Consider the following 23,020-nt stretch of genomic DNA (forward strand, 5'->3'; position numbering starts at 1 on the left):
CTTCCCCCCGGCTGCCGTTGACGGCAAGCTAGACGGGTGATGGTGCGCGAGTGGGATCCCAGGACCGCGTCGTCCGCCGAGATCGCGTCCCTGCTGGACACGCTGAACGCGGTCCTGGCGGCCGATCTGCCGCAGGATCCGCCATGGCGGGAGAGCTCCATGCGGGAGTATCTCTCCGAGGTGATGCCCGGCGAGCGGCGGATCTCGTGGGTCGCGCAGGAGGACGCCGGCCCGGACGGCACGCCCGGGGCGATCCTCGGGCATGTGCACGTGCTGCTGCTCGGCGGGATCGGCGTGCTCGAGGTGCTGGTGCACCCGGCGATCCGGCGCAGCGGCGTCGGCCGCGAGCTGGTGCGGGTGGCCGCCCGCCGGGTCTGGGACGAGGGCTTCCAGTCGATCGGTGTGGAGGTGGTCGGCGACACCCCGGCCGTGGGGTTCTACGAGTCGCTGGGCTTCACCCGCGACTACGTGGAGACCCGCAGCGTGCTCGACCTGCGCTCGGTGGACTGGCCGGCGCTCACCGAGATGGCCGCCGAGGTCGGCGCGGGCTACCGCGTGGAGTTCTGGCCGGGTGGCCCGCCGGACGAGCTGATCGAGGCGTACGCGCGGGCCAAGGCCGAGGTGCGCGACTCCGACGACGTGGAGCTGCGGCCCAGCTCCTACGACCCGGACCGGCTGCGCGACAGCCTCGCCACGCTGCACCGGCGCGGCATGAAGCCGTACATCGTGCTCGCGCTGCACGAGCAGACCGGCGAGGTGGCCGGGTTGACCGAGGTGGTGGTGCCGGCGCAGCACCCGACCCGGGCCGACCAGTACGACACGATCGTCGTCCACGACCACCGCGGCTACGGCATCGACCGGGCCATCAAGGCGCGGATGCTGCTGGAGCTGCGTTCGGCCGAGCCCGAGGTGGCCGAGGTGCAGACCTGGAACGCGCAGGACAACGAGTCGATGCTGAAGGTCAACGCCGAGCTGGGCTACCGCCCCGACCGCGACTGGTGCGAATACGGTGTGGACGTGGCCGAACTGGTGCACCGGCTGGACAGTCACCGCTGACCGTTCACCGTCCGGCCATCGAAGGGCTGGACGGTGTACCCACGAGAGCCTTAACGTTCGTTAGTTCCTGTCCACCCATCGTGGAGGCCCCATGCGCCCGCGCCGCACCCTCGCCGCGCTCGCGACCACCGCCGCCGTCACCCTCACGGCGATCGCTGTCGCACCCACCGCGGCCAGCGCCGCGCCCACCGACCTGTTCATCTCGGAGTACGTCGAGGGGTCGTCCAACAACAAGGCCGTCGAGCTGTACAACGGCACCGGCGCCCCGATCGACCTGGGAGCCGGCGGCTACCAGCTCCAGCTCTTCTTCAACGGCGCCACCACCTCGACGAACGTGGCCCTCACCGGGACCGTCGCCGCCGGTGACGTGTTCGTCTTCGCCGCCGCGGCGGCCGCGCCGGCGATCCTCGCCCAAGCCGACCAGACGTACTCCGGTTCGCTGTTCAACGGCGACGACGCGATCGTGCTGCGCAAGGGCGGCACGGTGGTCGACTCCCTGGGCCAGGTCGGCGTCGACCCGGGCAGCGAGTGGGGCAGCGGCCTCACCAGCACTGCGGACAACACGCTGCGCCGGCTGCCCTCGGTGACCGCCGGCGACACCGACCCGGCGGACGCGTTCGACCCGGCCGCGCAGTGGGCCGGCTTCGCCACCGACACGTTCGACGGCCTGGGCAGCCACACCGTCGGCGACGGTCCGGTCGACCAGCCGCCCACAGTGGCCTGCGGCGGCGCGCTGACGCTGTCGGCGGGCGCCACCGCGACCCGCGAGGTGACCGCGACCGACGCCGACGACACGATCACCGACCTGGCGGTCACCTCGGTCGTGCCGGTGCCGGCGAGCGGCTCGATCAGCCGTACCGCGTTCACCCCGGCGACCGCCGACGGCGGCACGGCCACCGCGACGCTGACCGCCACCGGCCTGCCGGCCGGCAGCTACGCGGTCACCGTGACCTCCACCGACACCGACGGCGACAGCGCCACCTGCACGCTCACCGTGCAGGCCACGAGCGTGCTGTCGGTCGGCGAGGTGCAGGGCCGCACCGCCGACGACGAGGACGGCCGCACCGACCGGTCGCCGCTCGCACCGGCCAGCGGCAACGGCACCAGCTCCACGCTGTACGACGTACGCGGCGTCATCACCGGCATGTCCCTGACCCGCAGTTCGGCCGGGGCCGACCAGTGGGGCTTCTACCTCCAGAGCCGGCTCGGCAGCGAGGACGGCGACCCGCTGACCTCCGACGGCCTGTTCGTCTTCATGGGCTCGTTCACCACGCTGATCGGCGGGTACGCCCCGACCGTCGGTGACGAGGTCGTGCTGCGCGGCCGGGTCTCCGAGTACTTCAGCCAGACCCAGCTGTCCAGCGCCTCGCTGGTCCGCAAGCTCGACTCCGGCCTCGACGTGGACACCGTGGTCCGGGTCGACGACGCGGTCCCGCCGGCCGAGGCGGCCGCCGCCGACCTGTTCTGGGAGCGGCACGAGGGCGAGCGGATGCGGGTACGCGCCGGCAGCGGCGTCTCCGCGCCCCGGCACATCTACTCCTCCACCGCCGACTCCGAGATCTACGTGCTGGACCGCGAGGACCCGGTGATGAAGCGGTCCGACCCGTACGCCCGGCGGGTGTTCCGGGACGCGCACCCGCTCGACGACATCCCCAGCACGCTGTTCGACAACGGCAACAACCAGCGCATCCTGCTGGGTGCGGGCGGTGTGAAGGCGACCGCCGGTGACTCCCGGGCGCTGCTGCCCGAGGCACGCACGTTCGACACGCTCACCGAGGACGCCTACGGCTCCGTCTCGTACGCGTTCAGCAAGTACAGCGTGCAGCCGGAGCAGCTCACGCTGACCGGTGGCGCCGACCCGGCCGCCAACCACCCGCCGCAGCCGGCCGACCGCGGCAGCGAGGTCGCGATCGCCACCTACAACGTGGAGAACCTGTACGACTACCGCGACGACCCGTTCGACGGCTGCGACTTCGCCGGCAACACCGGCTGCCCCGGCGTCAGCCCGCCGTTCGACTACGTGCCGGCGAGCCCGGAGGCGTACGCGGCCAAGCTGGCCGTGCAGGCCCGGCAGATCGTCCAGTCGCTGCACAGCCCGGATCTGATCCTGGTGCAGGAGGCCGAGGACCAGGACATCTGCTCGGTGGTCGACGGCGCTCTGGCCTGCGGCGACACCAACAACGCCGACGGCGCGCCGGACACCGTGCAGGAGCTGGCACTCGCCATCGCGGCCAACGGCGGCCCGGCGTACGCCGCCGCGTACGACCGGACCGGCGCGGACGCCCGGGGCATCGCCTCGGCGTTCCTCTACCGGACCGACCGGCTGACGCTCGCCGAGGCGACCGCCGCGGACCCGCTGCTGGGCTCCGCCCCGACCGTCCAGTACCGCTCGGCGGCGCTGCCGTCCAACGCAGACGTGCAGAACCCCAAGGCGCTCAACGCGGTGCTGCCGGCCGACGTGGACCGGTCGACCGGGGTGGACGGCAGCAACGTCTACACCCGTGCGGCGCAGGTGGCCCGGTTCACCGTGAAGGCCGGCCCCGGATCGACCGAGCGGTTCACGCTCTGGGCGGTCGCCAACCACTTCTCGTCCGGACCGGACAGCCGGGTCGGGCAGCGCCGCGAGCAGGCCGCGTACGGGGCAGCGATCGTCCAGGCGGTCGAGGCGAGCGACCCGAACGCCCGCGTGGTCTACGGCGGGGACCTGAACGTCTTCCCCCGCCCGGACGACCCGATCGCCACCGCCCAGAACCCGACCCCGTCGGACCAGCTCGCCCCGTTGTACGAGGCCGGGCTGCACAACCTCTGGGACGACCTGGTGAAGGACGCGCCGGCGTCGGCGTACTCGTACACATTCAGCGGTCAGGCGCAGACGCTGGACAACCTCTTCGTGAACGACCCGATGCACGACGACCTGGTGCAGGTACGGACGGCGCACATCAACGCCGACTACCCGACCGACGCGCCGGAGCTGGGCGACCGGGGTGCCAGCGACCACGACCCGCAGGTGGCCCGGTTCCGGTCGCGCGCCTCGCTGCGGGTCGCGGACACCTCGGTCACCGAGGGCGACAAGGGCACCAGCACGATGACGTTCACCGTCACCGTGTCCCGCCCGCTCTCCGAGCCGGCCCTGATCTGCGCGGCCACCTACGGCACCACCGCCCAGGCCGGGTCGGACTACGACCCGTACGTGGGCTGCCGGTTGCTGGCCGCGGGCCGGACCTCGCTGACGTTCCCGGTCACCGTGCGCGGTGACCGCAAGCGCGAGGCGGACGAGAAGCTCACGCTGTACGTGGCCGGGGTGCCGGGCCTGCGGCTCGCCGACCCGTCCGGCGTCGGGACGATCCTGAACGACGACTGAGCGGTGTGCCGCGCGGCGGCCCGTCGATCCCCTCATGGGCGGATCGGCGGGCCGCCGCGGTATCCGCACCGTTGCGGATCGGGCGGAGGCGGCACGCTCCGGTACTTGGCCACCCGCACCTCCCACTGGCTGCGGCGGCGCAGCCAGTCCCGGACCTCCCGGTTGCGGTAGAACGTCTCCGGCGGGCGGGCCAGCCCGTACCGGTCGGCCCACCACTCCCCCGGCTCCGGGTCGGTGATGACGTCGAGGTGGGACGGGTACCGCCGCTCCGCGCCGTCCCGCAGGTCGGCCCGGTCACGCATCGGCTTGAGCACCCGGCCGGCCTCGTCGACGACCACGAGCCGGAAGCCGGCCGTGCCGACGATGCGCGACAGCATGGTCAGGCTCGGCGTCAGCGTCCCCGCCTCGATCCGCCCGATCGTGCTCGGATGCACCCGGGCGAACCGGGCCAGCTCACGTTGGCTGGCGTCGGCCCGGCGACGCACCGCCCGGACGATCCCCGGCGCCGGGAACGGCACGTCGAACGACTCGGTCAGCAGCGCCGGCCCGTCGCCTCCCGCCGCCGCGGCGGGCACGCCGGGCACGCCGGGTGCGCCAGGCACGCCGGGTGCGGCGCAGGCTCCCGTCCCCGCGCCCGTGGCAGCGGCGGTGGCGGTGCCGCTGTGGGCGCCCGTGGCGGTGCCGGCGGCGGCGCCCGCCTCCGGCTCGGTGTCGGCGATGTCTGTCACGCCGCCCACGGTCCCGTCTCCCGCACCGGCCCGGCAACCCCGCTCCCCGCCCCTGTGGAAAACCCGGGATTCGGCGTCCAACTCCGCATGGCAGCGACCGCCAGCACACACAGAGGGTGACGATCACTCAGCGTTAAGGGCTGCCATCAAAGCGAGTGACCCAGCTGCAGCACAAAGCCGACTTAAGTGGACACAAACCTCACGATCGCCACGGCAGAGATAACCACCTCGGCAGACTTTGCTCTGCAGCCACCGAGGCAGCGCTCACGATTCGTGACAGTTGCGCCCATGGCTGCAGAGCAAAGTCGGCGAGGGGTGAAGTGTCCCGCCGGCCGAAAAGATACGCTGAGTGACCGCCTTGGTCTGTGGACAACGTGCGGCGACCACAACGAGGAGGGCGAAACCGGAGAACGGCGAGGCGAGCCCTGCCGCCGCACGTGGCGGCAGCAGACGGACCACGTCGGCCGAGCAGCGGTCAGTAGGTCAGTAGCGCTCGCGCAGCAACTGGGCGGCCTCGACGGCCCAGTAGGTGAGGATGATCTGGGCGCCGGCCCGGCGGATCGAGGTGAGCGTCTCCAGCATCACCCGATCCCGGTCGATCCAGCCGTTCGCGGCGGCCGCCTCGACCATCGCGTACTCGCCGGAGACCTGGTAGGCGGCGACCGGGACGTTCACCGCATCACGGACCGCCGACACCACGTCGAGGTAGGGCAGCGCGGGCTTGACCATCACCATGTCGGCGCCCTCGGCCACGTCCAGCTCGACCTCGCGCAGCGACTCGCGCAGGTTCGCCGGGTCCTGCTGGTAGGTGCGCCGGTCCCCCTCCAGCGCCGACTCCACGGCGTCGCGGAACGGGCCGTAGAAGGCGGAGGCGTACTTCACGGCGTACGCGAGCACCGAGACGTCCTGGTGCCCGGCGGCGTCGAGCGCCTTGCGGACCACGCCGACCTGGCCGTCCATCATCCCGGACGGCCCGACCACGTGGACCCCGGCGGCGGCCTGGGCCACCGCCATGTCGGCGTACGCGGCGAGCGTGGCGTCGTTGTCGACCCCGCCGTCCGGGGTGAGCAGGCCGCAGTGCCCGTGCGAGGTGAACTCGTCCAGGCACAGGTCGCTCATCACCACAGTCGAGTCGCCGACCTCGGCGACCACGTCCCGGATCGCCGTGTTGAGCACGCCGGCCGGGTCGATGCCACCGGAGCCGGTCTCGTCCCGCGTGGCCGGCACCCCGAACAGCATGATCCCGCCGACCCCGGCCTGGACCGCCTCCGCGGCGGCCTTGCGCAGCGAGTCCCGGGAGTGCTGGAGCACCCCCGGGAGCGACGCGATGGCCCGCGGCTCGGTCAGCCCCTCCTTGACGAACATCGGCACGACCAGTTCGGCCGGGTCGACGCGGGTCTCGGAGACCAGCCGCCGCACGGCCGCGTTGCGGCGCAGCCGGCGGGGCCGGATCTCGGGGTACGGCATGACGGGCCTCCTGTCAGCGGAACCGCAGGGCGGTCGGGCCCTGCACCTTCGAGCCCCGGCGCTGCTTCGCCGGCATGGCGGCGAGCTTCTCCCGCAGCTCGACGGCGTAGGCGGCGAGCGCCTCCACCAGGTCGGGCACCGAGGCGTGCGGCGGCTGCACGTCGACGCGCAGGCCGAACTCGGTGGCGGTCTCCGCCGTCTTGGGCCCGATCACTGCAACAACGGTCCGCGCGTGCGGCTTCCCGGCGATACCGACGAGGTTCCGCACTGTGGACGACGAGGTGAACAGCACCGCGTCGAACCCGCCGGACTTGATCGCGTCGCGGATCTCGGCGGGCGGCGGCGCCGCGCGCACGGTCCGGTACGCGGTCACGTCGTCGACCTCCCAGCCGCGCTCGGTCAGGCCGGCGGCCAGGGTCTCGGTGGCGATGTCGGCGCGCGGCAGCAGCACCCGGCCGACCGGGTCGAGGATCTCGTCGTGCGGCGAGAACTCGGCCAGCAGGCCCTCGGAGGACTGCTCCCCGGAGGGGATCAGCTCGGGCTGGATGCCGAAGGCACGGACCGCCTCGGCGGTGGCGTCACCGATGCAGGCGATCTTCACGCCACCGAAGTGGCGGGCGTCGAGGCCGTGCTCGGCGAACTTCTCCCACACCGCCCGGACCGCGTTCACCGAGGTGAAGATGACCCAGGCGTACCGGCCGTCGACCAGGCCCTTCACGGCCCGCTCCATCTGCGCCGGGGTACGCGGCGGCTCGACCGCGATGGTCGGCACCTCGCACGGGATCGCCCCGTACGCGCGCAGCCGCGCACTCATCACGCCGGCCTGCTCCTTGGTGCGGGGCACCAGCACCTTCCAGCCGTACAGCGGGCGGTTCTCCCACCAGCTCAGCTTGTCGCGGTCGGTGACGGCCGCGCCGACGGTGAGCACCACCCGGCCGGTGAAGCCGAGCGCCGCCGCGACGAAGGAGTCGACTGTCGACGTGGTGGTGTACTGCGTCTCGCCGGTGCCGTCACCGGTCACCCCGACCGCTGTGGTGCCGTCGACCCCGGCGGCCAGCAGGCCGTCCCGGACGGCGGCCAGGTCACCGGCGTCCACGGCGAGCGCCAGCGAACCCCGCCCGACGGCGGTGGCGAGCGCCTCGAAGTCCAGCGCGGTGACGTCCTCGACGTCGGCGGCGGTGCGTACGCCCGGCAGCGGGACACCCGCGTACGTGGCCACGCCCTCGGCCTGGCCGACGCCCGGGACCACCTCGAAGTGCGCGGCGGTACGCGCGACCGCCTGCACCTCCTTGACCACCGAGTCGTGGCCGAACGGGTCACCGGCGACCAGGTGCACGGCGTTCTGCCCGGACCGGGCCGCGGAGATCAGCACCTTCGCCACGTCCCCCGGCACGCCCTCGGCGGGGCTGAACTCGGCGCCCGGCCGGGCCTGGGCGCGGACGTGCGCCAGGAGCGACTCGGGTACGCCCCGGTCGTAGACCACCTGGTCGGCCTCGACCAGGGCGTCCAGCGCCCGGCGGGTCAGCAGGCCCGGGTCGCCGGGACCGGCCCCGACGAATGCGATCTGGCCTACGGGCTTACGGGTGCGGGTCATTCTGTGCTCCCAAGTTGCTGGGTCCCCGGGCCGGCCTGTGCGTCCTGGCCGAGGATCGAGTCGGCGCCGAGTTCGAGGAGTTCGGCGGCGAGTGCCTTGCCGATCTCCGCCGCGTCGGCGGGCGTTCCGGTGCGGGACAGCCGGAGGTCACGAGTACCGTCCGGGCTGATCACCGCACCGCGCAGGTAGATCTCCTGATTGACGTCGCCCTCGTCGGTGGGCTCGCCTTCGGCGAGAACGGCGTACGCGGCCACGGGCGCGCTGCACCCTGCCTCCAGGGTGGCCAGCAGCGCCCGTTCCGCGGTGATCGCGGCACGGGACGGTGCGTGGTCGAGCAGCGCGAGCAGCTCGATCACGTCCTGGTCGTCGGCCCGGCACTCGACGGCGAGCGCACCCTGGGCGGGTGCGGGCAGCATGAGCATCGGGTCGAGCGTCTCGGTGATGACGTCGGCGCGGCCGATCCGGTTGAGCCCGGCGCGGGCGAGCACGACGGCGTCGAGGTCGGCGTCCGGGCCGAGCACCCGGCCGAGCCGGGTGTCGACGTTGCCCCGGATCGGGCTGACCTCCAACTGCATGCCCAGCGCGTGCAACTGGGCGATCCGGCGCAGCGCGCCGGTGCCGACGCGGGCGCCGGGCGGCAGCTCGGCGAGCGTACGGCCGTTCGTGGCCACCAGCGCGTCACGCGGATCCTGCCGGGGCGGTACGGCCGCGACGTGCAGGCCGGGCGCCGCCGCGGTGGGCAGGTCCTTGTACGAGTGGACGGCGAAGTCGATCTCGCCGGCGGTCAGCGCGTCGCGCAGCGCGGAGACGAACACGCCGACGCCGAGCCGCTGCACCGGGGCGGTGGACCTGTCGCCGGCGGTCACCACCTCGACCAGCTCGACCGGGCGGCCGGTGGCCGCGGTGAGGGCCTCGGCGACGTGGCCGGACTGGGCCATCGCCAGGGCGCTGCCCCGGGTACCGAGGCGAAGGGGGGCGGTCATCGCGCACCTCCGGTGGGCGGGACGTCGGCGGCGTCGAACGACGGCCGGCCGTCGAGGTCGGTGGCGACCACGTCGGGGACGGTGTCGACCGGGGACGTCTGCGGAACGTCCAGGTCGAACAGTTCGCGCAGCAGCGCCGCGTACTGGTCGCCGCCGGGCTCGGCGGCGAGCTGGCGGACCCGTACGGTCGGCTGGTGCAGCAGCCGCTGCACGACCCGGTGCACGGTGCGGGCGACCTCGGCGCGCTGGTCGTCGCTGAGGTCGGGGCGGCGCTGGCCGAGCCGGCGCAGCTCGGTGGTGACGACGTCCTCGGCCCGGCCGCGCAGGGCGGCCACCGTCGGTGCGACGTCGGCGCCGCGCAGCCAGCTCAGGAACGCCTCGACCTCGCCGGTCACGATCCGGGCCACCTCGGCGGCGTCGGCCGCGGCCGGTCCGTCGGCGAGGACGGCGGCCATCCGGTCGATGTCGATCACCTCGACGCCGGGCAGCTCGGCGACGCCGGGCTCGACGTCGCGCGGGACGGCCAGGTCGAGCAGGACCAGCGGGCCGCGGTCGGCGTCCCGGCGGGCCAGCGCCCGGGTCACCACGTCGCGGGTGAGCACCGCCTCGGTGGCGGCGGTGGCGGCGACCACGACGTCGACGTCGGCGAGCGCGGTGATCAGCTCGGCCATCGGCACGGCGGACGCGCCGTACGACTCGGCGAGCCGGACGGCACGGGCGGCGCCCCGGTTGGTCACGGTGAGCGGGCCGGCGCCCAGCCGGGACAGCGTGGCCACGCCCAGCGAGCCCATCGCGCCGGCGCCCACCACCATGGCGGGCCGGCCGGCCAGGTCGCCGTCGAGCAGCCCGGCGGCGAGATCGAGGGCGGCGGTGACGACGCTCTGCCCGGCCCGGTCGATGTTGGTCTCGGCGTGCGCGCGCTTGCCGACCCGCAGCGCCTGCTGCATCAGCTCGTGCAGCAGCCGCCCGGCGGAGTCGGCGCCACCGGCGGAGTGGTAGGCGTCGCGAAGCTGGCCGAGGATCTGCGCCTCGCCCACCACCATCGAGTCGAGCCCGGCGGCCACCCGGAAGACGTGGTCCACGGCGGCGGCGTCGTAGTGGACGTAGAGGTGCGGGGCGAGCGCCGCGGGCTGGCAGCCGGCCTGGTCGGCCAGGACCGCGCAGATGTCACCGAGTCCGCCGTGGAACCCGGAGACGGCGGCGTAGACCTCCACCCGGTTGCACGTGGAGACCAGGACGGCCTCGGCGACGTACGGCTGGGCGATCAGGCGGTCCAGCGTGCGGGTGAGGTCGGCGGGCGGGACGGCCAGCTGTTCCAGGGTGGCGACCGGGGCGGTGCGGTAGGACGCGCCGACGACGAGCAGTTTCACGTGCCGATCGCCTCCTGGGTGTCGGTTGCCGCGAGTCCGCCGGGCAGGGCGGTGAGGGCGGACCCGCCGGTGGCGGGGAGCGCGGTCAGCGATGCCTTGCGGTGCTCGTGGAAGGACAGGATCTGCAGCTCGATGGCGAGGTCGACCTTGCGCACGTCGACCCCGTCCGGAACCGAGAGTACGCAGGGCGCGAAGTTGAGGATGCTCGTCACGCCGACGGCGACCAACTGGTCGGCGACCGCCTGGGCGGCCGGGGCGGGGGTGGCGATGACGCCGATCGAGATCGACTCCTCGGCGACGATCTGGGGCAGCTCGTCGACGTGCCGTACGACCAGGCCGTTGATCACTTCGCCGACGCGGGACCGGTCGGCGTCGACCAGCGCGGCGATGCGGAATCCGCGGTTGGCGAAGCCGTCGTAGCCGGCCAGGGCGTGACCGAGATTACCCACGCCGACGAGCGCGACGGTCCGGCACTGGGTGAGCCCGAGCACCGAGGAGATCTGGTCGACCAGCAGCGCCACGTCGTAGCCGACGCCGCGGGTGCCGTACGAGCCGAGGTGGGACAGGTCCTTGCGGAGCTTCGCGGAGTTGACGCCGGCGGCGTTGGCGAGGCCCTCGCTGGACACCGTCTCGTGCCCGGCGTCGGCGAGCGCGTGCAGCGCACGCAGGTATTCCGGGAGCCGGGACACGGTCGCCTCGGGCAGGTCCGGAAGCGCCGGTACGGCACCGGTGCGACCGGGCGCGCCTGGTTGACGGTGCTGGCTCATGAGACTCCGTGCGGTGCGATCCTCGACCAGCGACGGGGGCCGGTCGTTTCGGGACTCCCGCTGGCGACCGAGATTGCCGGCTGTGCTAGCAGGGCGCGTCGGAACTACAGAGTAGGTGTTTGTGAAGGGGTGCACAAATCGCGATCTTGAAAGCTCGCGACGCGCCTTCACCTGCCCCTCCATTCCCGCAAGATCGATCAACCGCGTCTCTCGGCGGCGCATGCCGATTATTGCTCAATCCAGACTTCCCTGACCAATCGCGCGGGGCCCGTAGCGCTCCGTGACCGGCGTGGCGAGGCGAGTCTCACGTTTCGAGTAGGGAGAACCCCACCCCGAACAGGCCAGCGTGCGGGATGGGTCGGCGGGGCACGCGCCCATAGCCTCGAACCATGACCGCAGCACCACTGGCCACCGCGCCCGCTCCGCTGTCCCCCGTCCACGGGCTCCTGCGCCGCCTCGCCCGCGACACCACCTACGTGCTCGTGGGCCTCCCGCTGGCGATCGTCAGCTTCGTGCTGGCAGTGGTGGGGATCTCACTCAGCGCCGGGCTGCTGGTGACCACGCTCGGCCTGCCGATCCTCGCCGGCTTCCTCTACGCGGCCCGCGGGCTGGCCGACATCGAGCGGCTCCGGCTCGCCGGGGTGCAGGACCGGCCCCGGGTACGCCCGGTCTACCGCAGGCCGGAGCCGGGTGCCGGGTTCTGGCGCCGGGTGTTCACCCCGATCCGGGACGCGCAGTCGTGGCTCGACCTGCTGCACGCCTTCGTCCGGCTGCTCGTGGCGGTGCCCACGTTCGTGCTGCTCGTGGTCTGGTGGGTGCTCGCACTGGGCGGCACCCTCTACATCGCGTACGACTGGGCCATCCCGCGCGGCGCGGACGACCAGGACCTGAGCCAGCTCCTCGGGATGGGCGACGGCCCCGGCGCGCGGATCGCCCTGAACACCGCGATCGGGCTGTTCGCCCTGTTCACCCTCCCGCTGGTGGCACGCGGGTGCGCCCGGCTCCAGGCCGGGCTGGCGTACTCGCTGCTCACCGGCGTGGCCGAGATGCGGCAGCGGATCGTCACGCTGGAGGAGCAGAAGCGGGCCGCCGCCTCGGCCGAGGCGGTCGCGCTGCGCCGGCTGGAGCGCGACATCCACGACGGCCCGCAGCAGCGGCTGGTCCGGCTCGCCATGGACCTCGGCCGGGCCCGCCACCAGCTCGCCGCCGACCCGGAGGCGGCCCGGCAGACGCTCGACGAGGCGGTCGCGCAGACCCGGGAGACGCTGGACGAGCTGCGTGCCCTGTCCCGGGGCATCGCGCCGCCGATCCTGGTCGACCGGGGCCTGCCCAGCGCGCTCGCCGCGCTCGCCGCCCGCGCCCTGGTACCCACCGAGCTGGCCGTGGACGACGACCTGGGCACCGCCGCCGGACGGCTCGACCCGGGGCTGGAGAGCACCGCGTACTTCGTGGTGGCCGAGGCCCTGACGAACGTCTCGAAGCACAGCCGGGCGAACATCTGCCGGGTGGAGGTCACCCGGAAGGTGGGCCGGCTGGAGATCACCGTCACCGACGACGGCGCCGGCGGCGCGCACCTGGCCAAGGGGCACGGGCTCAGCGGCATCGCCGACCGGGTCCGGGCGGCGGGCGGCACCCTGGAGGTGGCCAGCCCGGCCGGCGGCCCGACCCGGATCCACGCCGAACTGCCGAGGTGACCTGGTTCGCCCGGGCTCCGGGCCGTCGCGCGGTGGCGCGGCGCGCCCGGCATCCGGGCCGCCGGGCGGCAACCGGGTCCGGGCGTGATAGACACCGGACCCATGCGGGTGGTGATCGCGGACGACGCCGTACTGCTCCGGGAGGGGCTGGTCCGGCTGCTGACCGAGTACGGGCACGAGGTGGTGGCGGCCGTCGGTGACGGTGACGCGCTGGTCGAGGCGGTGGTGGCGCACCGGCCCGACGTCTCGGTGGTGGACGTGCGGATGCCGCCGTCACACACCGACGAGGGACTGCGCGCCTCGGTGGAGGCCCGCCGCCGGGTGCCCGGTACGCCGATCCTGGTGCTGTCCCAGTACGTCGAGGTGTCGTACGCCGACGACCTGCTGGACACCGCGGGCGGGGGCGGCGGTGGGATCGGCTACCTGCTCAAGGACCGGGTCGCCGCGATCGACGAGTTCCTCGACGGCCTGGCCCGGGTGGCGGCCGGCGGCACCGTGCTCGACCCGGAGGTGATCAGCCAGTTGCTGGTCCGGCGGCGGCGCGACGACCCGCTGGCGTCGCTGACCCCGCGCGAGCGCGAAGTGCTGGCGCTGATGGCCGAGGGCCGCTCGAACACCGCCATCGCCCGGACGCTCGTGGTCAGCGACGGCGCGGTGGAGAAGCACGTCCGCAACATCTTCACCAAGCTCGACCTGCCCCCGGACGCGACCACCCACCACCGCCGCGTCCTGGCCGTCCTGGCCCACCTGCGCGCCTGACCGGGCCGGTCAGGCGAGCGTGCGGGCCACTGTCACCGCCTCGGTGAGCGTGTCGGCGGCCGGGTGGCCGCTGCCGCGCAGCCGGTCCGGGTCGGACAGGCCGCCGGTGTAGAGGACGCAGCGGGCGCCGACCGAGGCGGCCGCGTCGGCGTCGTCGAGCGAGTCGCCGATCAGCACCACCTCGTGCCCGCCCAGCCCCAGTTCGGCCAGGTGCTTCTCCAGCCACTCGGCCTTGTGCCCGCCGCCGACCGTGGCGCGCAGCCCGTCCACCCGGCGGAAGTGCGGGGTCAGGCCGTACGTGTGCACGGTCGGCACCAGCTCGTCGTGGAACCACATGGACAGCAGCGACTGGCTGCCCTCCCAGGACTCGATCGCGGTGGTGGCGTCGGCGGCCAGGGCGCAGGTGGTCAGCCCGGCCCGGTAGGCGTCGTGGAAGACCCGGTCGAGCGTCCCGAACGCCTCGGCGTCCACGGCCCGGCCGAGCATCTCGGCGTAGTAGTCGGCGATCGGCCGCCGGAACCGGACCCGGTGCTCGGCCGCGGTGACCGCCGGTCCGCCGGCGCTGGCGAAGGCGACGTTAGTGGCCTGAACCACCAGGTCGAGGTCGTCGAGGAGCGTTCCGTTCCAGTCCCACACGAGGTGGCGTCGCATACCCGTCACCCGAGCACCATAGTGCTAGAGCTGCGGCGTGGTCAGATCGCGCAGCAGCCGGTCCTCCTCGACCCGCCAGTAGCCGTGCTCCTTGCCGTCGAGCAGCACCACAGGCAGCCGGTCGCCGTAGTCGCGCTCCATCTCCAGGTCGCCTGTGACGTCCCGCTCCACCCACCGGTCGCCGGTGACCGCCACCACCCGGTCGAGCGCGGCCTTGGCGTCGTCGCACAGGTGGCAGCCGGGCCGGGTGATCAGGATGAGCCTCGGGTCACTGGACATCGGATACCTCCGTGCGGATCTCGGTCGGCGTCGCCGGGGACGGCACCGCGGGCGCCGGGCGCAGCTCGGTCTTGCGTACCTTCCCGATCGCCGAGTACGGCAGGCTGTCGACGAACTCGACGGCGGTCGGGCACTTGAACCGGGCCAGGTTACGCGCGCAGTGGGCGAGCAGGTCGTCCGCCGTCACCGGCGGGCCGGCCGCCCGGACCACGTACGCCCGCACAGTCTCGCCGGTCCGCGGGTGCGGCACGCCCAGGACGGCCGACTCGGCCACCCCGGGGTGCGCCTGGAGCACCAGCTCCACCTCGTGCGGGTAGACGTTGAAGCCGTTGACGAGGATCAGCTCGCCGAGCCGGTCGACCAGGAACAGGTCGCCGTCGCCGTCGGCGTACGCCACGTCGCCGGTGGGCCACCAGCCGTCCGGGTCCGGCCCACCCCGCCCGTCCGGCCAGTATCCGGCGAACAGGTTCGGGCCGCGTACCACGATCTGCCCGGGGTCGGTGCCCGCCGGCTCGTCGGAGAGGTCCATCTCGTCCTCGTCGGGGGCGTCGGCGGGCACCCCGTCGCGCCACAGCTCGGTGCCGTCGGACCCGACGAGGCGCAGCCCGACGCCGGGCAGCGGGCGGCCGATCGAACCCGGTTTCGGCTCGCCGCCGACGAGCGTCGAGGTGAGCACCGGCGCGGTCTCGGTGAGCCCGTAGCCGACGTGCACCGGGTGCCCGGTCAGCTCGGTGAAGCGCGCGCCGGCTGCGAGCGGCAGCGGCGCCGCGCCGCACACCGCGACGCGTACCGAGGCGAGCGCCGCGGCCGGGTCACGCTCCGCCTCGGCCCAGGTCAGGAACATCGGCGGTACGCCGACGAGCACTGTGACCCGGTGCCGGGCGATGTCGTCCAGCGCGCCGGCCGGGCCGGGCTCGTCGACGAGCACCCCGGTCGCGCCGTGCCGCACGACGGCGCCGAGTGCGGAGTTCAGCCCGTACGCGTGGAACAGCGGAAGGGCGAGCAGCACGACGTCGTCGGGGCCGACCACAGGTGGTTCGATGCGGTCGACCTGGTCGTGGTTGGCGGCGAGCGCCCGGTGCGACAGCATCGCGCCCTTGGGCCGGCCCTCGGTGCCGGAGGTGTAGAGCAGGACTGCGAGGTCGTCGCCGGAGCGGGCCGGGAACCGGGCCGGCGCGGCGTCGCCGGACACCGGCGGCGCGGTGTGCACGGCACGCAGCGCGGGCAGCTCGGCGGGGTCCACCCGAGCGGTCACCTCGGGCGCGCCGACGAGCACGGTCGCGCCGGAGTCGGCGAGGACGTGCCGCAGCTCGCGGGCGGTCAGCGTCGGGTTGACCGGTACGGCCACCAGCCCGGCCCGGAGCGCGGCGAGGTAGGTGACCACGAAGTCGGGGGTGTTGCCGAACGCGATCGCCACCCGGGGCGGGTGGCCGGTTCCGTCGGCCGGTGGCGCGTCGGCGAGCAGCGCGCGGGCGGTGGCGGTGACCGCGTCGTCCAGCTCGGACCAGAGCAGCGTCCGGTCGCGCCAGTGCAGCGCGGCCCGGTCGCCCCGTTGCGCGGCGGCGTGGCGGAGCCGGTCGGCGAGGTTCGGCGCGGAGCTTTCGGCGGCGTCCTGCACGGTGGCTGAGTCTGGCACAGCGGTGTCCGACAGGCCATGCCCGAACACGGCGCCGGGTCCGCCGCACGGGACTGCAATTGCCGTACGGTGGGATTCCTAGCCACGGGATGAGGATCTCCACCGGTGCCCGGGCGGGAAGCCGGACGTGACCCGGCCGCACCGCTCCCGCGACACGCCGAGCGAAAAGAAAATCGGCTCCGACCAGGACTTTCCACTGCGGACCAGGTTCCGGCGCGAAAGTCAACCACACACGACGGACAACGGGTCCGCCATGTGTGCGACCTGGCGGGAAATACTTCCGCTCTGTGTAACGGACTTGCCACGCGTGGGTGACGTTGGCCCTATCATCACTCGGGTCGGCTCACCCCATTTGCCGTGAGTCGACACCCCTCAGCCCGAGGAGGCCCCCGTGCCCGTGAGCGCATTGGACCAGCACCTCAAGGGGATCTGCCGCCCGCCGGCACGTCCCGACCCGGCCGTGCCCGACCGGGTGTTACCCGGTCCTCCGGCGCGGTCACTGTCCGCTCAGCCTGGGGAGGCGCGGTGACCACCTTCGGTTACGCCGAACGACCGGCCGGTGTCACCGGCCCGGCCCAGCGCAACCCGCTCAACGAGCGCGCGGACCCCGGCCCCCGGGGCACCGACGGCCAGCTCGCGGTACGCGGCGACGGGCGGCGCGTCCGCAGCCGCGCGCACCACACGAACGAGGCGCCGCCCCGCCCCGCGACCCCGGGCGGCAACGCGAAGCCCGCGACCGGCCGCCTGGGCAGTCCGACCCGCCCGACCATGCCGGCCCAGGCGCGACGCGGCGACGCGGCGACCGGGGCCGAGCCGTCCGCCGCCGAGACCGCGGTCCTGCCGGCGGTGACCACCGGCGACACCGCCGTCCTGCCCGCCGTGCCGGCCGCCGCGCCCGCCACCGGCTTCCCCAGCCGCCCCGACCCGTCCGACCCGGCCACCGAGGTGTGGACGCTGGTCGAGCGCGCACAGGCGGGCGAGTCCGAGGCGTTCGGGCTGATCTACGACAGGTACGTCGACACCGTCTTCCGGTTCGTCTACTTCCGCGTCGGCAACCGCCAGCTCGCCGAGGACCTCACCTCCGACACGTTCCTGCGGGCGCTCAAGCGGATCGGCAGCTTCACCTGGCAGGGGCGCGACCTCGGCGCCTGGCTGGTCACCATCGCCCGCAACCTGGTCGCCGACCACTTCAAGTCCGGGCGCTACCGGCTGGAGGTCACCACCGGTGACGTCCTGGACGCCGACCGGGAGGACCGCGGACCCGAGGGCAGCCCCGAGGCGGCGGTGGTGGAGCACATCACGAACGTCGCCCTGCTCACCGCCGTCAAGCAGCTCAACCCGGAGCAGCAGGAATGCATCGTGCTGCGGTTCCTCCAGGGCTTCTCGGTGGCCGAGACGGCCCGCTCCATGGGCAAGAACGAGGGCGCCATCAAGGCCCTGCAGTACCGGGCGGTCCGGGCGCTGGCCCGGCTGCTGCCCGACGGCTTCCACTCCTGACGGTCCCGACCCGGCCGGCGCACGACGCCGGGCGGTGTCGCATGCCCGACGTACCCCCACCCGCCCCTCACTCCCGGTGATTTCGCCGCCGCCCCAGCCGTAACCGGCGACCGGCGCGGTCCGTTTCTCCGGGTGCGACCAGTGGTTGTCCCGGCGTCCCCCGGGCCACCCGGTCCGGCGGGTCAGGTCGGCCGTTCCGGTCGGCCCTGGGCCACACGCTGCCACCGGTCGCTGGTGACGACGACGGCCGCCCGGCCGTGACCAGCGAGAGGGGGTGCCGCGGTGGACAGCGACCTCTTCTCCCGTCGGCGAGCCGAGCGCTTCGCGCAACTCCTCGACGAGGCCAACGGCGGACGCCGGCACCACGTTCGGTCCAAGGCGGACGGTGAGCTCACCGCACTCGTCGAGGTGAGCCGCCGGCTCACCGCCGAGCGGCCCGACGTCGAGGTGGACGCCGAGTTCCGTACCGGCCTGCGGGCGATGCTCGTGGCCACCGCCGAACGCGAGGGCGTCGGCGCTCCGGCCAGGACCGCCACCTCCGGCGTACGCGGTGCGCTGCTCCCCGCCATCACCGGCCGCCGGGCGCGGGCCCGGGGCGCGATCCTGGTCGGCGTGGCCGCCGGGGCGGTCGCCCTCTCCGGTATCTCCGCCGCCAGCGAGAACGCGCTGCCCGGCGACGCCCTGTACGGCATGAAGCGCTCCACCGAGCGCGCCCAGCTCGCGCTCGCCAGCTCGGACATCAGCCGAGGCCAGCTCTTCCTCGACTTCGCCCGCACCCGGCTCGACGAGGCCGCCTCGGTGCGCGACGACCGCATCGGTTTCAGCGCCGTCCTGGACGACATGGACGCGGACACCCGCCAGGGCGTACGCCTGCTGACCACTGTCGCCGCGCAGCGCTCGGACCCGACGGCGCTGGACGCGGTGGACACCTTCCTCGCCGGCCAGCGCCGGGTGGTCAGCGGCCTGCTCGACCGGCCCGACCACGCCGACCGGGACCGCACCCGCCGCTCGCTGTCCCTACTCGACGCGGCGGGCAAGCGCGCCGACGCGCTCCGCGAGGCGATCGCCTGCGGGCTGCCCGCGCCGCAGGCCAGCGACATGCTCGGGCCCGCTCCGGCCACCTGCCCGGCCGACCGCTGAGCGGCGGACGCCTACCGCGCCACACTTCTCCCGGCGGACACCCGGCCGTCACATCGTGCCGGATACGCTCGACGAGGAGGGCGTACGCCGTCGTCGAGGCAGGGAGGTCGCCGTGGCCGGGAGCCGGAAGGTGACCGTCAGCACCGACGCGCACGGGCACACCGCGGGCTGGTCGGAGACCCCCTCGGCACCGGCGACCACAGTCACGCCCGACCCCACCGCGGCCGCGTTCTTCGACGTGGACAACACGATGATGCAGGGCGCGTCGATCTACTGGTTCGCCCGCGGGCTGGCCGCCCGGAAGTACTTCACCACCGGGGACCTGGCCCGGTTCGCCTGGCAGCAGGCACGGTTCCGGCTGCTCGCCACCGAGCACGCGGGCGACATGTCGCAGGCCAAGGAGGCCGCGCTCGCCTTCGTCCAGGGCTGGCGGGTCGACGACATGGAACGCCTCACCGACGAGATCTTCGACGAGCTGATGGCGCCGCGCATCTGGGCCGGCACCCGTCGCCTGGCGCAGCGCCACCTCGACGCGGGCGAGCGGGTCTGGCTGGTCAGCGCCGCCCCGGTGGAGATCGGCCGGGTGATCGCGACCCGGCTCGGCCTGACCGGCGCGATCGGCACTGTGGCCGAGGTGGTCGACGGCGCGTACACCGGGCGGCTGGTCGGTGACCTGATGCACGGGCCGGCGAAGGCCGAGGCGGTCACCCAGCTCGCCGCCGTGGAAGGGCTGGACCTGGCCCGGTGCGCGGCCTACAGCGACTCGGCGAACGACCTGCCGATGCTCCGCGCGGTCGGCCGCGCGGTGGCCGTCAACCCCGATCCGGCGCTGCTGCGGCAGGCCCGCGAGCAGGGCTGGGACGTGCGCGACTTCCGCACCGGGCGCCGGGCCGTACGCATCGCCGTGCCCTCCACCGCGGCGGCCGGGCTGCTCGCCGGCGCGGTCACGGCCGGTCTGGCGCTGCACCGGCGCCGCCACCGCGACGCCTGACCGGCGCGGCCCGGCTCAGGGGCCGAACGGGTCCGGCCGGCGTTCGAGCAGCTTGTGCAGCGTCTGCTGAATCGTCTCCCGCACCTGGTCGGCGAGGTTGAACACCACGAGCGGGTCGTCCGCCGCGTCGCGCAGGTGCGCGGTCGGGATCGGCGGGCAGAACTCGATCAGCCACTTGCTCGGCAGCGGCACCATGCCCAGCGGACCCAGCCAGGGGAACGTCGGCGTGACCGGGAAGTACGGCAGTTTGAGCAGCCGGGCCAGCGGCTTGATGTCGGCGAGCATCGGATAGATCTCCTCGCCGCCGACGATCGCCACCGGCACGATCGGCGTACCGGTGCGCAGCGCGGCGGAGACGAACCCGCCCCGGCCGAAGCGCTGGAGCTTGTAGCGGTCGGCGTAGAGCTTGCCGACGCCCTTGAAGCCCTCCGGGAACACGCCCACCAGTTCCCCGTTGCCGAGCAGCCGCTCCGCGTCCGGGTTGCACGCGACGGTGCCGCCGGTCTTGCGGGCTATCTCGGAGACGACGGGCATCCGGAAGACCAGGTCGGCGCCGAGCAGCCGCAGGTAGCGGTGCGCCGGGTGCCGGTCGTGCAGCGCGGTGGAGAGGATCAGCGCGTCGAGCGCCACGGTGCCGGAGTGGTTGCCGACGACGAGACCGGCGCCCTCGTCGGGCACGTGCTCGATGCCGCTGACCTCGGTGCGGAACCAGTCCCGGTAGAGCAGCCGGACCAGCGGGTGGACCACCGCGTCGGTCAGGTCGGGATCGAAGCCGAACTCGTCGACCTCGTAGTCACCGGCGAGCCGCCGCCGCAGGAACGCCAGTCCCTGGGCCACCTTGCGGTCCCAGTGGTCCCCCGGCCGGTCGGCCACGGCCGGACCCGACGGCGCGTTCCCGGTCGGTGCCTCGTCCGCGGGGGCCTGCTGCACGACGGCCTTCTTGGCGACGGCCTTCTTCGCCACGGCCTTCTTCGCGACCGTCTTCTTGGCCACTGTCTTCTTCGCCGGCTGGTGCGGCGTGGCCGGAACGCCCGCGCCGGCGGAGGCGCCCGGCTCGTCGGCGGAGGTGTCCGGCTCGTCCGGCGGCGCCGCCGGGCGGGCGGACGGCGCGGTCACCCGGCGGTGCCCGTTACGCCGCGCGGGCTCCGCGCCCGGATCCGGCACACCCAGCGGTACGTCGTAACGCGCGTCACGCCGCTCGTCGGGGCTGCTCACGAACGCTCCCGTACGGTCGAGCGGACCTGCCGGATGCTCTCCAGCACCAACTGCTCGGCGGCGGCGAGCTGGTCCCGGGTGACCACGACTCCGCCGTGGTGGGCGCGGATGAAGTCCTCGAACGCGGCGGCGGTCGAGCGGGGCGTGAAGCCGTACTCCCGCTCCAGTCGGCTGGTGTCCACCACCCGACCGTGCACGAAGAGGTCCACCTGGTCCAAGCCGTACCGGCCGAAGCCCAGACTGCGGGCGACCGCGGCGACCCCGGCCAGGCCCGGTTCCAGCACCGGCACCGCCACCCGGCCGGCCCGGCGGATCGCCTGCGACAGCGACAGCACCCCCGGCCCGGCGACGTTGTACGTGCCCGGGTGGTCCTCGGCGACGGACCGGTGCAGCACCTCCAGCGCGTCGTCGAAGTGCACGAACTGCAGGCGCGGATCGCGGCCGAAGACGGTGGGCACCACCGGCTGGGAGAAGTAGCGGGTGAGCGTGGTGTCGGCGGCGTACCCGATGAACGGCGCGAAGCGCAGCACCGTCGCGGTGACGTCGGGCCTACGGCGGCGGAACCCGCGGACGTACCCCTCGATGTCGAGGATGTCGCGGCCGAAACCGCCACGCGGCACCTCGCGCGGCTCGGTCTCCTCGGTGAAGACGGCCGGATCGCGGAACGACACCCCGTACGCGGCGGTGGACGAGCGGACCACGAGCTTGCGCAGCCGGGGCGCGCGCTGCGCGGCGGCGAGCAGCTGCATGGTGCCGATGACGTTCTGTTCCTTCATCCCCGCCCGGCCGCCCTGCTGCGGGTCGGGGGCGGTGACGAGCGCCAGGTGCACCACCGTGTCGACGTCGAGGTCGTGCAGGAGGCCGCCGAGCGAGTCGAGGTCCAGGCGGATGCGTTCGACGTCGGAGAGCAGGTCGGTCAGCTCGGGGTTGGGTGGTGCCGGGTCGACCCCGATGACCCGTTCGATCCGCTCGTCGGCGGCGAGCCGGGCGGCCACGTGGGCGCCGAGCCAGCGGCCGACCCCGGTGACGACGACGACCCCCGGGGCACCGGAGGTGTCACCGGGGGTCATGTCGTGCGCCTAGCGCGGCAGGCGGGATCGAGCCGGGACGTCCGCGGCCTGATCACCTGAGCCTCCGAGGGTCGACAGTTGGCAAGTGGTGCCGGTGCCGGGCTGCTGCCCGGCACCGGTCACTTGCCGAGACGGCGACGCTGGACGCGGGTCTTGCGCAGCAGCTTGCGGTGCTTCTTCTTAGCCATGCGCTTGCGGCGCTTCTTGACCACCGAGCCCATACGACAGCCTTTCGATGCAACGTGCGGGGCGGACCGGACGGCACCACCACGGGTGGCGCCGTGACCGCTTGCGGACAACGGACCGGACCAGCGTGGTGGGCAGGGCACACCAGAGAGCGGTCACGGTCGTGGCCCAGCCTAACCGGAGTGCGTCAGCAGGACCAACGCGCCCCCGTCGATGCCCCTTTTCGTCGCACTCGGCGGACGGTGCGCCGAGGGCTCAGGCGGACTCCTGGAAGGCGCCCCGGAGGTATTCGTGCACGGCGTGCTCGGGCACCCGGAACGACCTGCCGACCCGTACCGCGGTCAGCTCACCGCTGTGCACGAGGCGGTAGACGGTCATCTTGGAGACCCGCATGACCGTCGCCACCTCGGCGACGGTCAGGAACCTGACATCCGACAGCCGTGCGTCGGACTGCGACCCGGCCATGGCTCACCGACCCATTCCCGTGCCCGGCGCGTGTCACCGGGCAGGTGTTCCCGCCTCGACGAGCGACGCGCGTGTAACCAGTACGGTAGCGGGACGGCTGTGACCTGCGCG

20 protein-coding genes are annotated in these 23,020 nt (G+C 73.7%); 7 read left to right on the forward strand and 13 right to left on the reverse strand.

Features of this window, described 5'->3' with window-relative positions; translation table 11 throughout:
- Positions 1-39: 39 nt before the first annotated feature.
- Both MICAU_RS28125 and MICAU_RS28130 read left to right on the forward strand, forming a co-directional pair.
- The gene (locus MICAU_RS28125; RefSeq protein WP_013288741.1) at positions 40-1,056 is read left to right on the forward strand and encodes a GNAT family N-acetyltransferase; all 1,017 of its coding nucleotides are present in this window, start codon (positions 40-42) and stop codon (positions 1,054-1,056) included.
- Positions 1,057-1,147: 91 nt separating this feature from the next.
- Positions 1,148-4,417 carry a lamin tail domain-containing protein gene (locus MICAU_RS28130; protein ID WP_013288742.1) on the forward strand — a complete coding sequence of 1,090 codons (3,270 nt, stop codon included), beginning with the start codon at positions 1,148-1,150 and terminating at the stop codon, positions 4,415-4,417.
- A 32-nt stretch (positions 4,418-4,449) separates the two neighbouring features.
- On the opposite strand, the gene MICAU_RS28135 is transcribed toward MICAU_RS28130, so the two are convergent.
- From MICAU_RS28135 to MICAU_RS28160, 6 genes are all read right to left on the reverse strand, one after another.
- Positions 4,450-5,145 carry a helix-turn-helix transcriptional regulator gene (locus MICAU_RS28135; RefSeq protein ID WP_244879684.1) on the reverse strand — a complete coding sequence of 232 codons (696 nt, stop codon included), beginning with the start codon at positions 5,143-5,145 and terminating at the stop codon, positions 4,450-4,452.
- Between the two features lie 483 nt (positions 5,146-5,628).
- Entirely contained in the window at positions 5,629-6,612 is a 984-nt protein-coding gene (gene hemB, locus MICAU_RS28140) for a porphobilinogen synthase (protein WP_013288744.1), read from the reverse strand.
- 13 nt (positions 6,613-6,625) lie between these two features.
- The gene (locus MICAU_RS28145; protein ID WP_013288745.1) at positions 6,626-8,206 is read right to left on the reverse strand and encodes a bifunctional uroporphyrinogen-III C-methyltransferase/uroporphyrinogen-III synthase; all 1,581 of its coding nucleotides are present in this window, start codon (positions 8,204-8,206) and stop codon (positions 6,626-6,628) included.
- Entirely contained in the window at positions 8,203-9,189 is a 987-nt protein-coding gene (gene hemC / locus MICAU_RS28150; RefSeq protein ID WP_013288746.1) for a hydroxymethylbilane synthase, read from the reverse strand. Before hemC ends, MICAU_RS28145 begins: the two co-directional genes overlap by 4 nt.
- On the reverse strand, positions 9,186-10,559 hold the full coding sequence (locus MICAU_RS28155; RefSeq protein ID WP_013288747.1) for a glutamyl-tRNA reductase: 1,374 nt from the start codon (positions 10,557-10,559) through the stop codon (positions 9,186-9,188). The genes hemC and MICAU_RS28155 overlap by 4 nt, the downstream gene beginning before the upstream one ends.
- Positions 10,556-11,326, reverse strand: coding sequence for a redox-sensing transcriptional repressor Rex (locus MICAU_RS28160; protein ID WP_013288748.1), 771 nt, complete (start codon positions 11,324-11,326; stop codon positions 10,556-10,558). Before MICAU_RS28160 ends, MICAU_RS28155 begins: the two co-directional genes overlap by 4 nt.
- A 389-nt stretch (positions 11,327-11,715) precedes the next feature.
- Between MICAU_RS28160 and MICAU_RS28165 the strand changes: the two genes are divergently transcribed.
- Together MICAU_RS28165 and MICAU_RS28170 are read left to right on the forward strand one after the other, a co-directional pair.
- Positions 11,716-13,020 carry a sensor histidine kinase gene (locus MICAU_RS28165; RefSeq protein ID WP_013288749.1) on the forward strand — a complete coding sequence of 435 codons (1,305 nt, stop codon included), beginning with the start codon at positions 11,716-11,718 and terminating at the stop codon, positions 13,018-13,020.
- A 102-nt stretch (positions 13,021-13,122) separates the two neighbouring features.
- Positions 13,123-13,779 carry a LuxR C-terminal-related transcriptional regulator gene (locus MICAU_RS28170; RefSeq protein WP_013288750.1) on the forward strand — a complete coding sequence of 219 codons (657 nt, stop codon included), beginning with the start codon at positions 13,123-13,125 and terminating at the stop codon, positions 13,777-13,779.
- A gap of 9 nt (positions 13,780-13,788) precedes the next feature.
- Here the strand turns inward: MICAU_RS28170 and MICAU_RS28175 are convergent, their stop codons facing one another.
- Genes MICAU_RS28175 through MICAU_RS28185 form a run of 3 tightly spaced genes read right to left on the reverse strand, consistent with a single transcriptional unit; the run spans position 13,789 to position 16,375 of the window.
- Entirely contained in the window at positions 13,789-14,430 is a 642-nt protein-coding gene (locus MICAU_RS28175) for an HAD family hydrolase (protein ID WP_013288751.1), read from the reverse strand.
- A gap of 24 nt (positions 14,431-14,454) precedes the next feature.
- Positions 14,455-14,709: a glutaredoxin family protein gene (locus MICAU_RS28180; RefSeq protein ID WP_013288752.1), complete on the reverse strand. Its 255-nt coding sequence runs from the start codon at positions 14,707-14,709 to the stop codon at positions 14,455-14,457.
- Positions 14,699-16,375 carry an AMP-binding protein gene (locus MICAU_RS28185; protein WP_013288753.1) on the reverse strand — a complete coding sequence of 559 codons (1,677 nt, stop codon included), beginning with the start codon at positions 16,373-16,375 and terminating at the stop codon, positions 14,699-14,701. The genes MICAU_RS28180 and MICAU_RS28185 overlap by 11 nt, the downstream gene beginning before the upstream one ends.
- Positions 16,376-16,870: 495 nt before the next feature.
- Here MICAU_RS28185 and MICAU_RS28190 point away from each other — a divergent pair, with 495 nt between their 5' ends.
- The 3 genes from MICAU_RS28190 (at position 16,871) to MICAU_RS28200 (ending at position 19,973) form a co-directional block, all read left to right on the forward strand.
- Positions 16,871-17,842: an ECF subfamily RNA polymerase sigma factor, BldN family gene (locus MICAU_RS28190; protein ID WP_013288754.1), complete on the forward strand. Its 972-nt coding sequence runs from the start codon at positions 16,871-16,873 to the stop codon at positions 17,840-17,842.
- A 282-nt stretch (positions 17,843-18,124) separates the two neighbouring features.
- Positions 18,125-18,982, forward strand: a complete 858-nt coding sequence (locus MICAU_RS28195; RefSeq protein WP_013288755.1) for a DUF5667 domain-containing protein — start codon at positions 18,125-18,127, stop codon at positions 18,980-18,982.
- A 112-nt stretch (positions 18,983-19,094) separates the two neighbouring features.
- Positions 19,095-19,973 carry an HAD family hydrolase gene (locus MICAU_RS28200; protein WP_013288756.1) on the forward strand — a complete coding sequence of 293 codons (879 nt, stop codon included), beginning with the start codon at positions 19,095-19,097 and terminating at the stop codon, positions 19,971-19,973.
- Positions 19,974-19,988: 15 nt separating this feature from the next.
- Here MICAU_RS28200 and MICAU_RS28205 read toward each other — a convergent pair whose 3' ends face one another.
- The 4 genes from MICAU_RS28205 to MICAU_RS28215 form a co-directional block, all read right to left on the reverse strand.
- Positions 19,989-20,846 carry a lysophospholipid acyltransferase family protein gene (locus MICAU_RS28205; RefSeq protein ID WP_030269196.1) on the reverse strand — a complete coding sequence of 286 codons (858 nt, stop codon included), beginning with the start codon at positions 20,844-20,846 and terminating at the stop codon, positions 19,989-19,991.
- Between the two features lie 338 nt (positions 20,847-21,184).
- On the reverse strand, positions 21,185-22,258 hold the full coding sequence (locus MICAU_RS28210) for an NAD-dependent epimerase/dehydratase family protein (RefSeq protein WP_013288758.1): 1,074 nt from the start codon (positions 22,256-22,258) through the stop codon (positions 21,185-21,187).
- A gap of 119 nt (positions 22,259-22,377) precedes the next feature.
- A complete protein-coding gene (locus MICAU_RS32145) occupies positions 22,378-22,479 on the reverse strand; it encodes a 30S ribosomal protein bS22 (RefSeq protein ID WP_007465623.1) in 102 nt (33 codons plus the stop codon).
- Positions 22,480-22,699: 220 nt separating this feature from the next.
- Complete coding sequence (locus MICAU_RS28215) at positions 22,700-22,909, reverse strand: helix-turn-helix domain-containing protein (RefSeq protein ID WP_013288759.1); 210 nt, start codon at positions 22,907-22,909, stop codon at positions 22,700-22,702.
- Between the last annotated feature and the right edge of the window lie 111 nt (positions 22,910-23,020).

This window comes from Micromonospora aurantiaca ATCC 27029, assembly GCF_000145235.1.
Taxonomy (GTDB): Bacteria; Actinomycetota; Actinomycetes; order Mycobacteriales; family Micromonosporaceae; genus Micromonospora; species Micromonospora aurantiaca.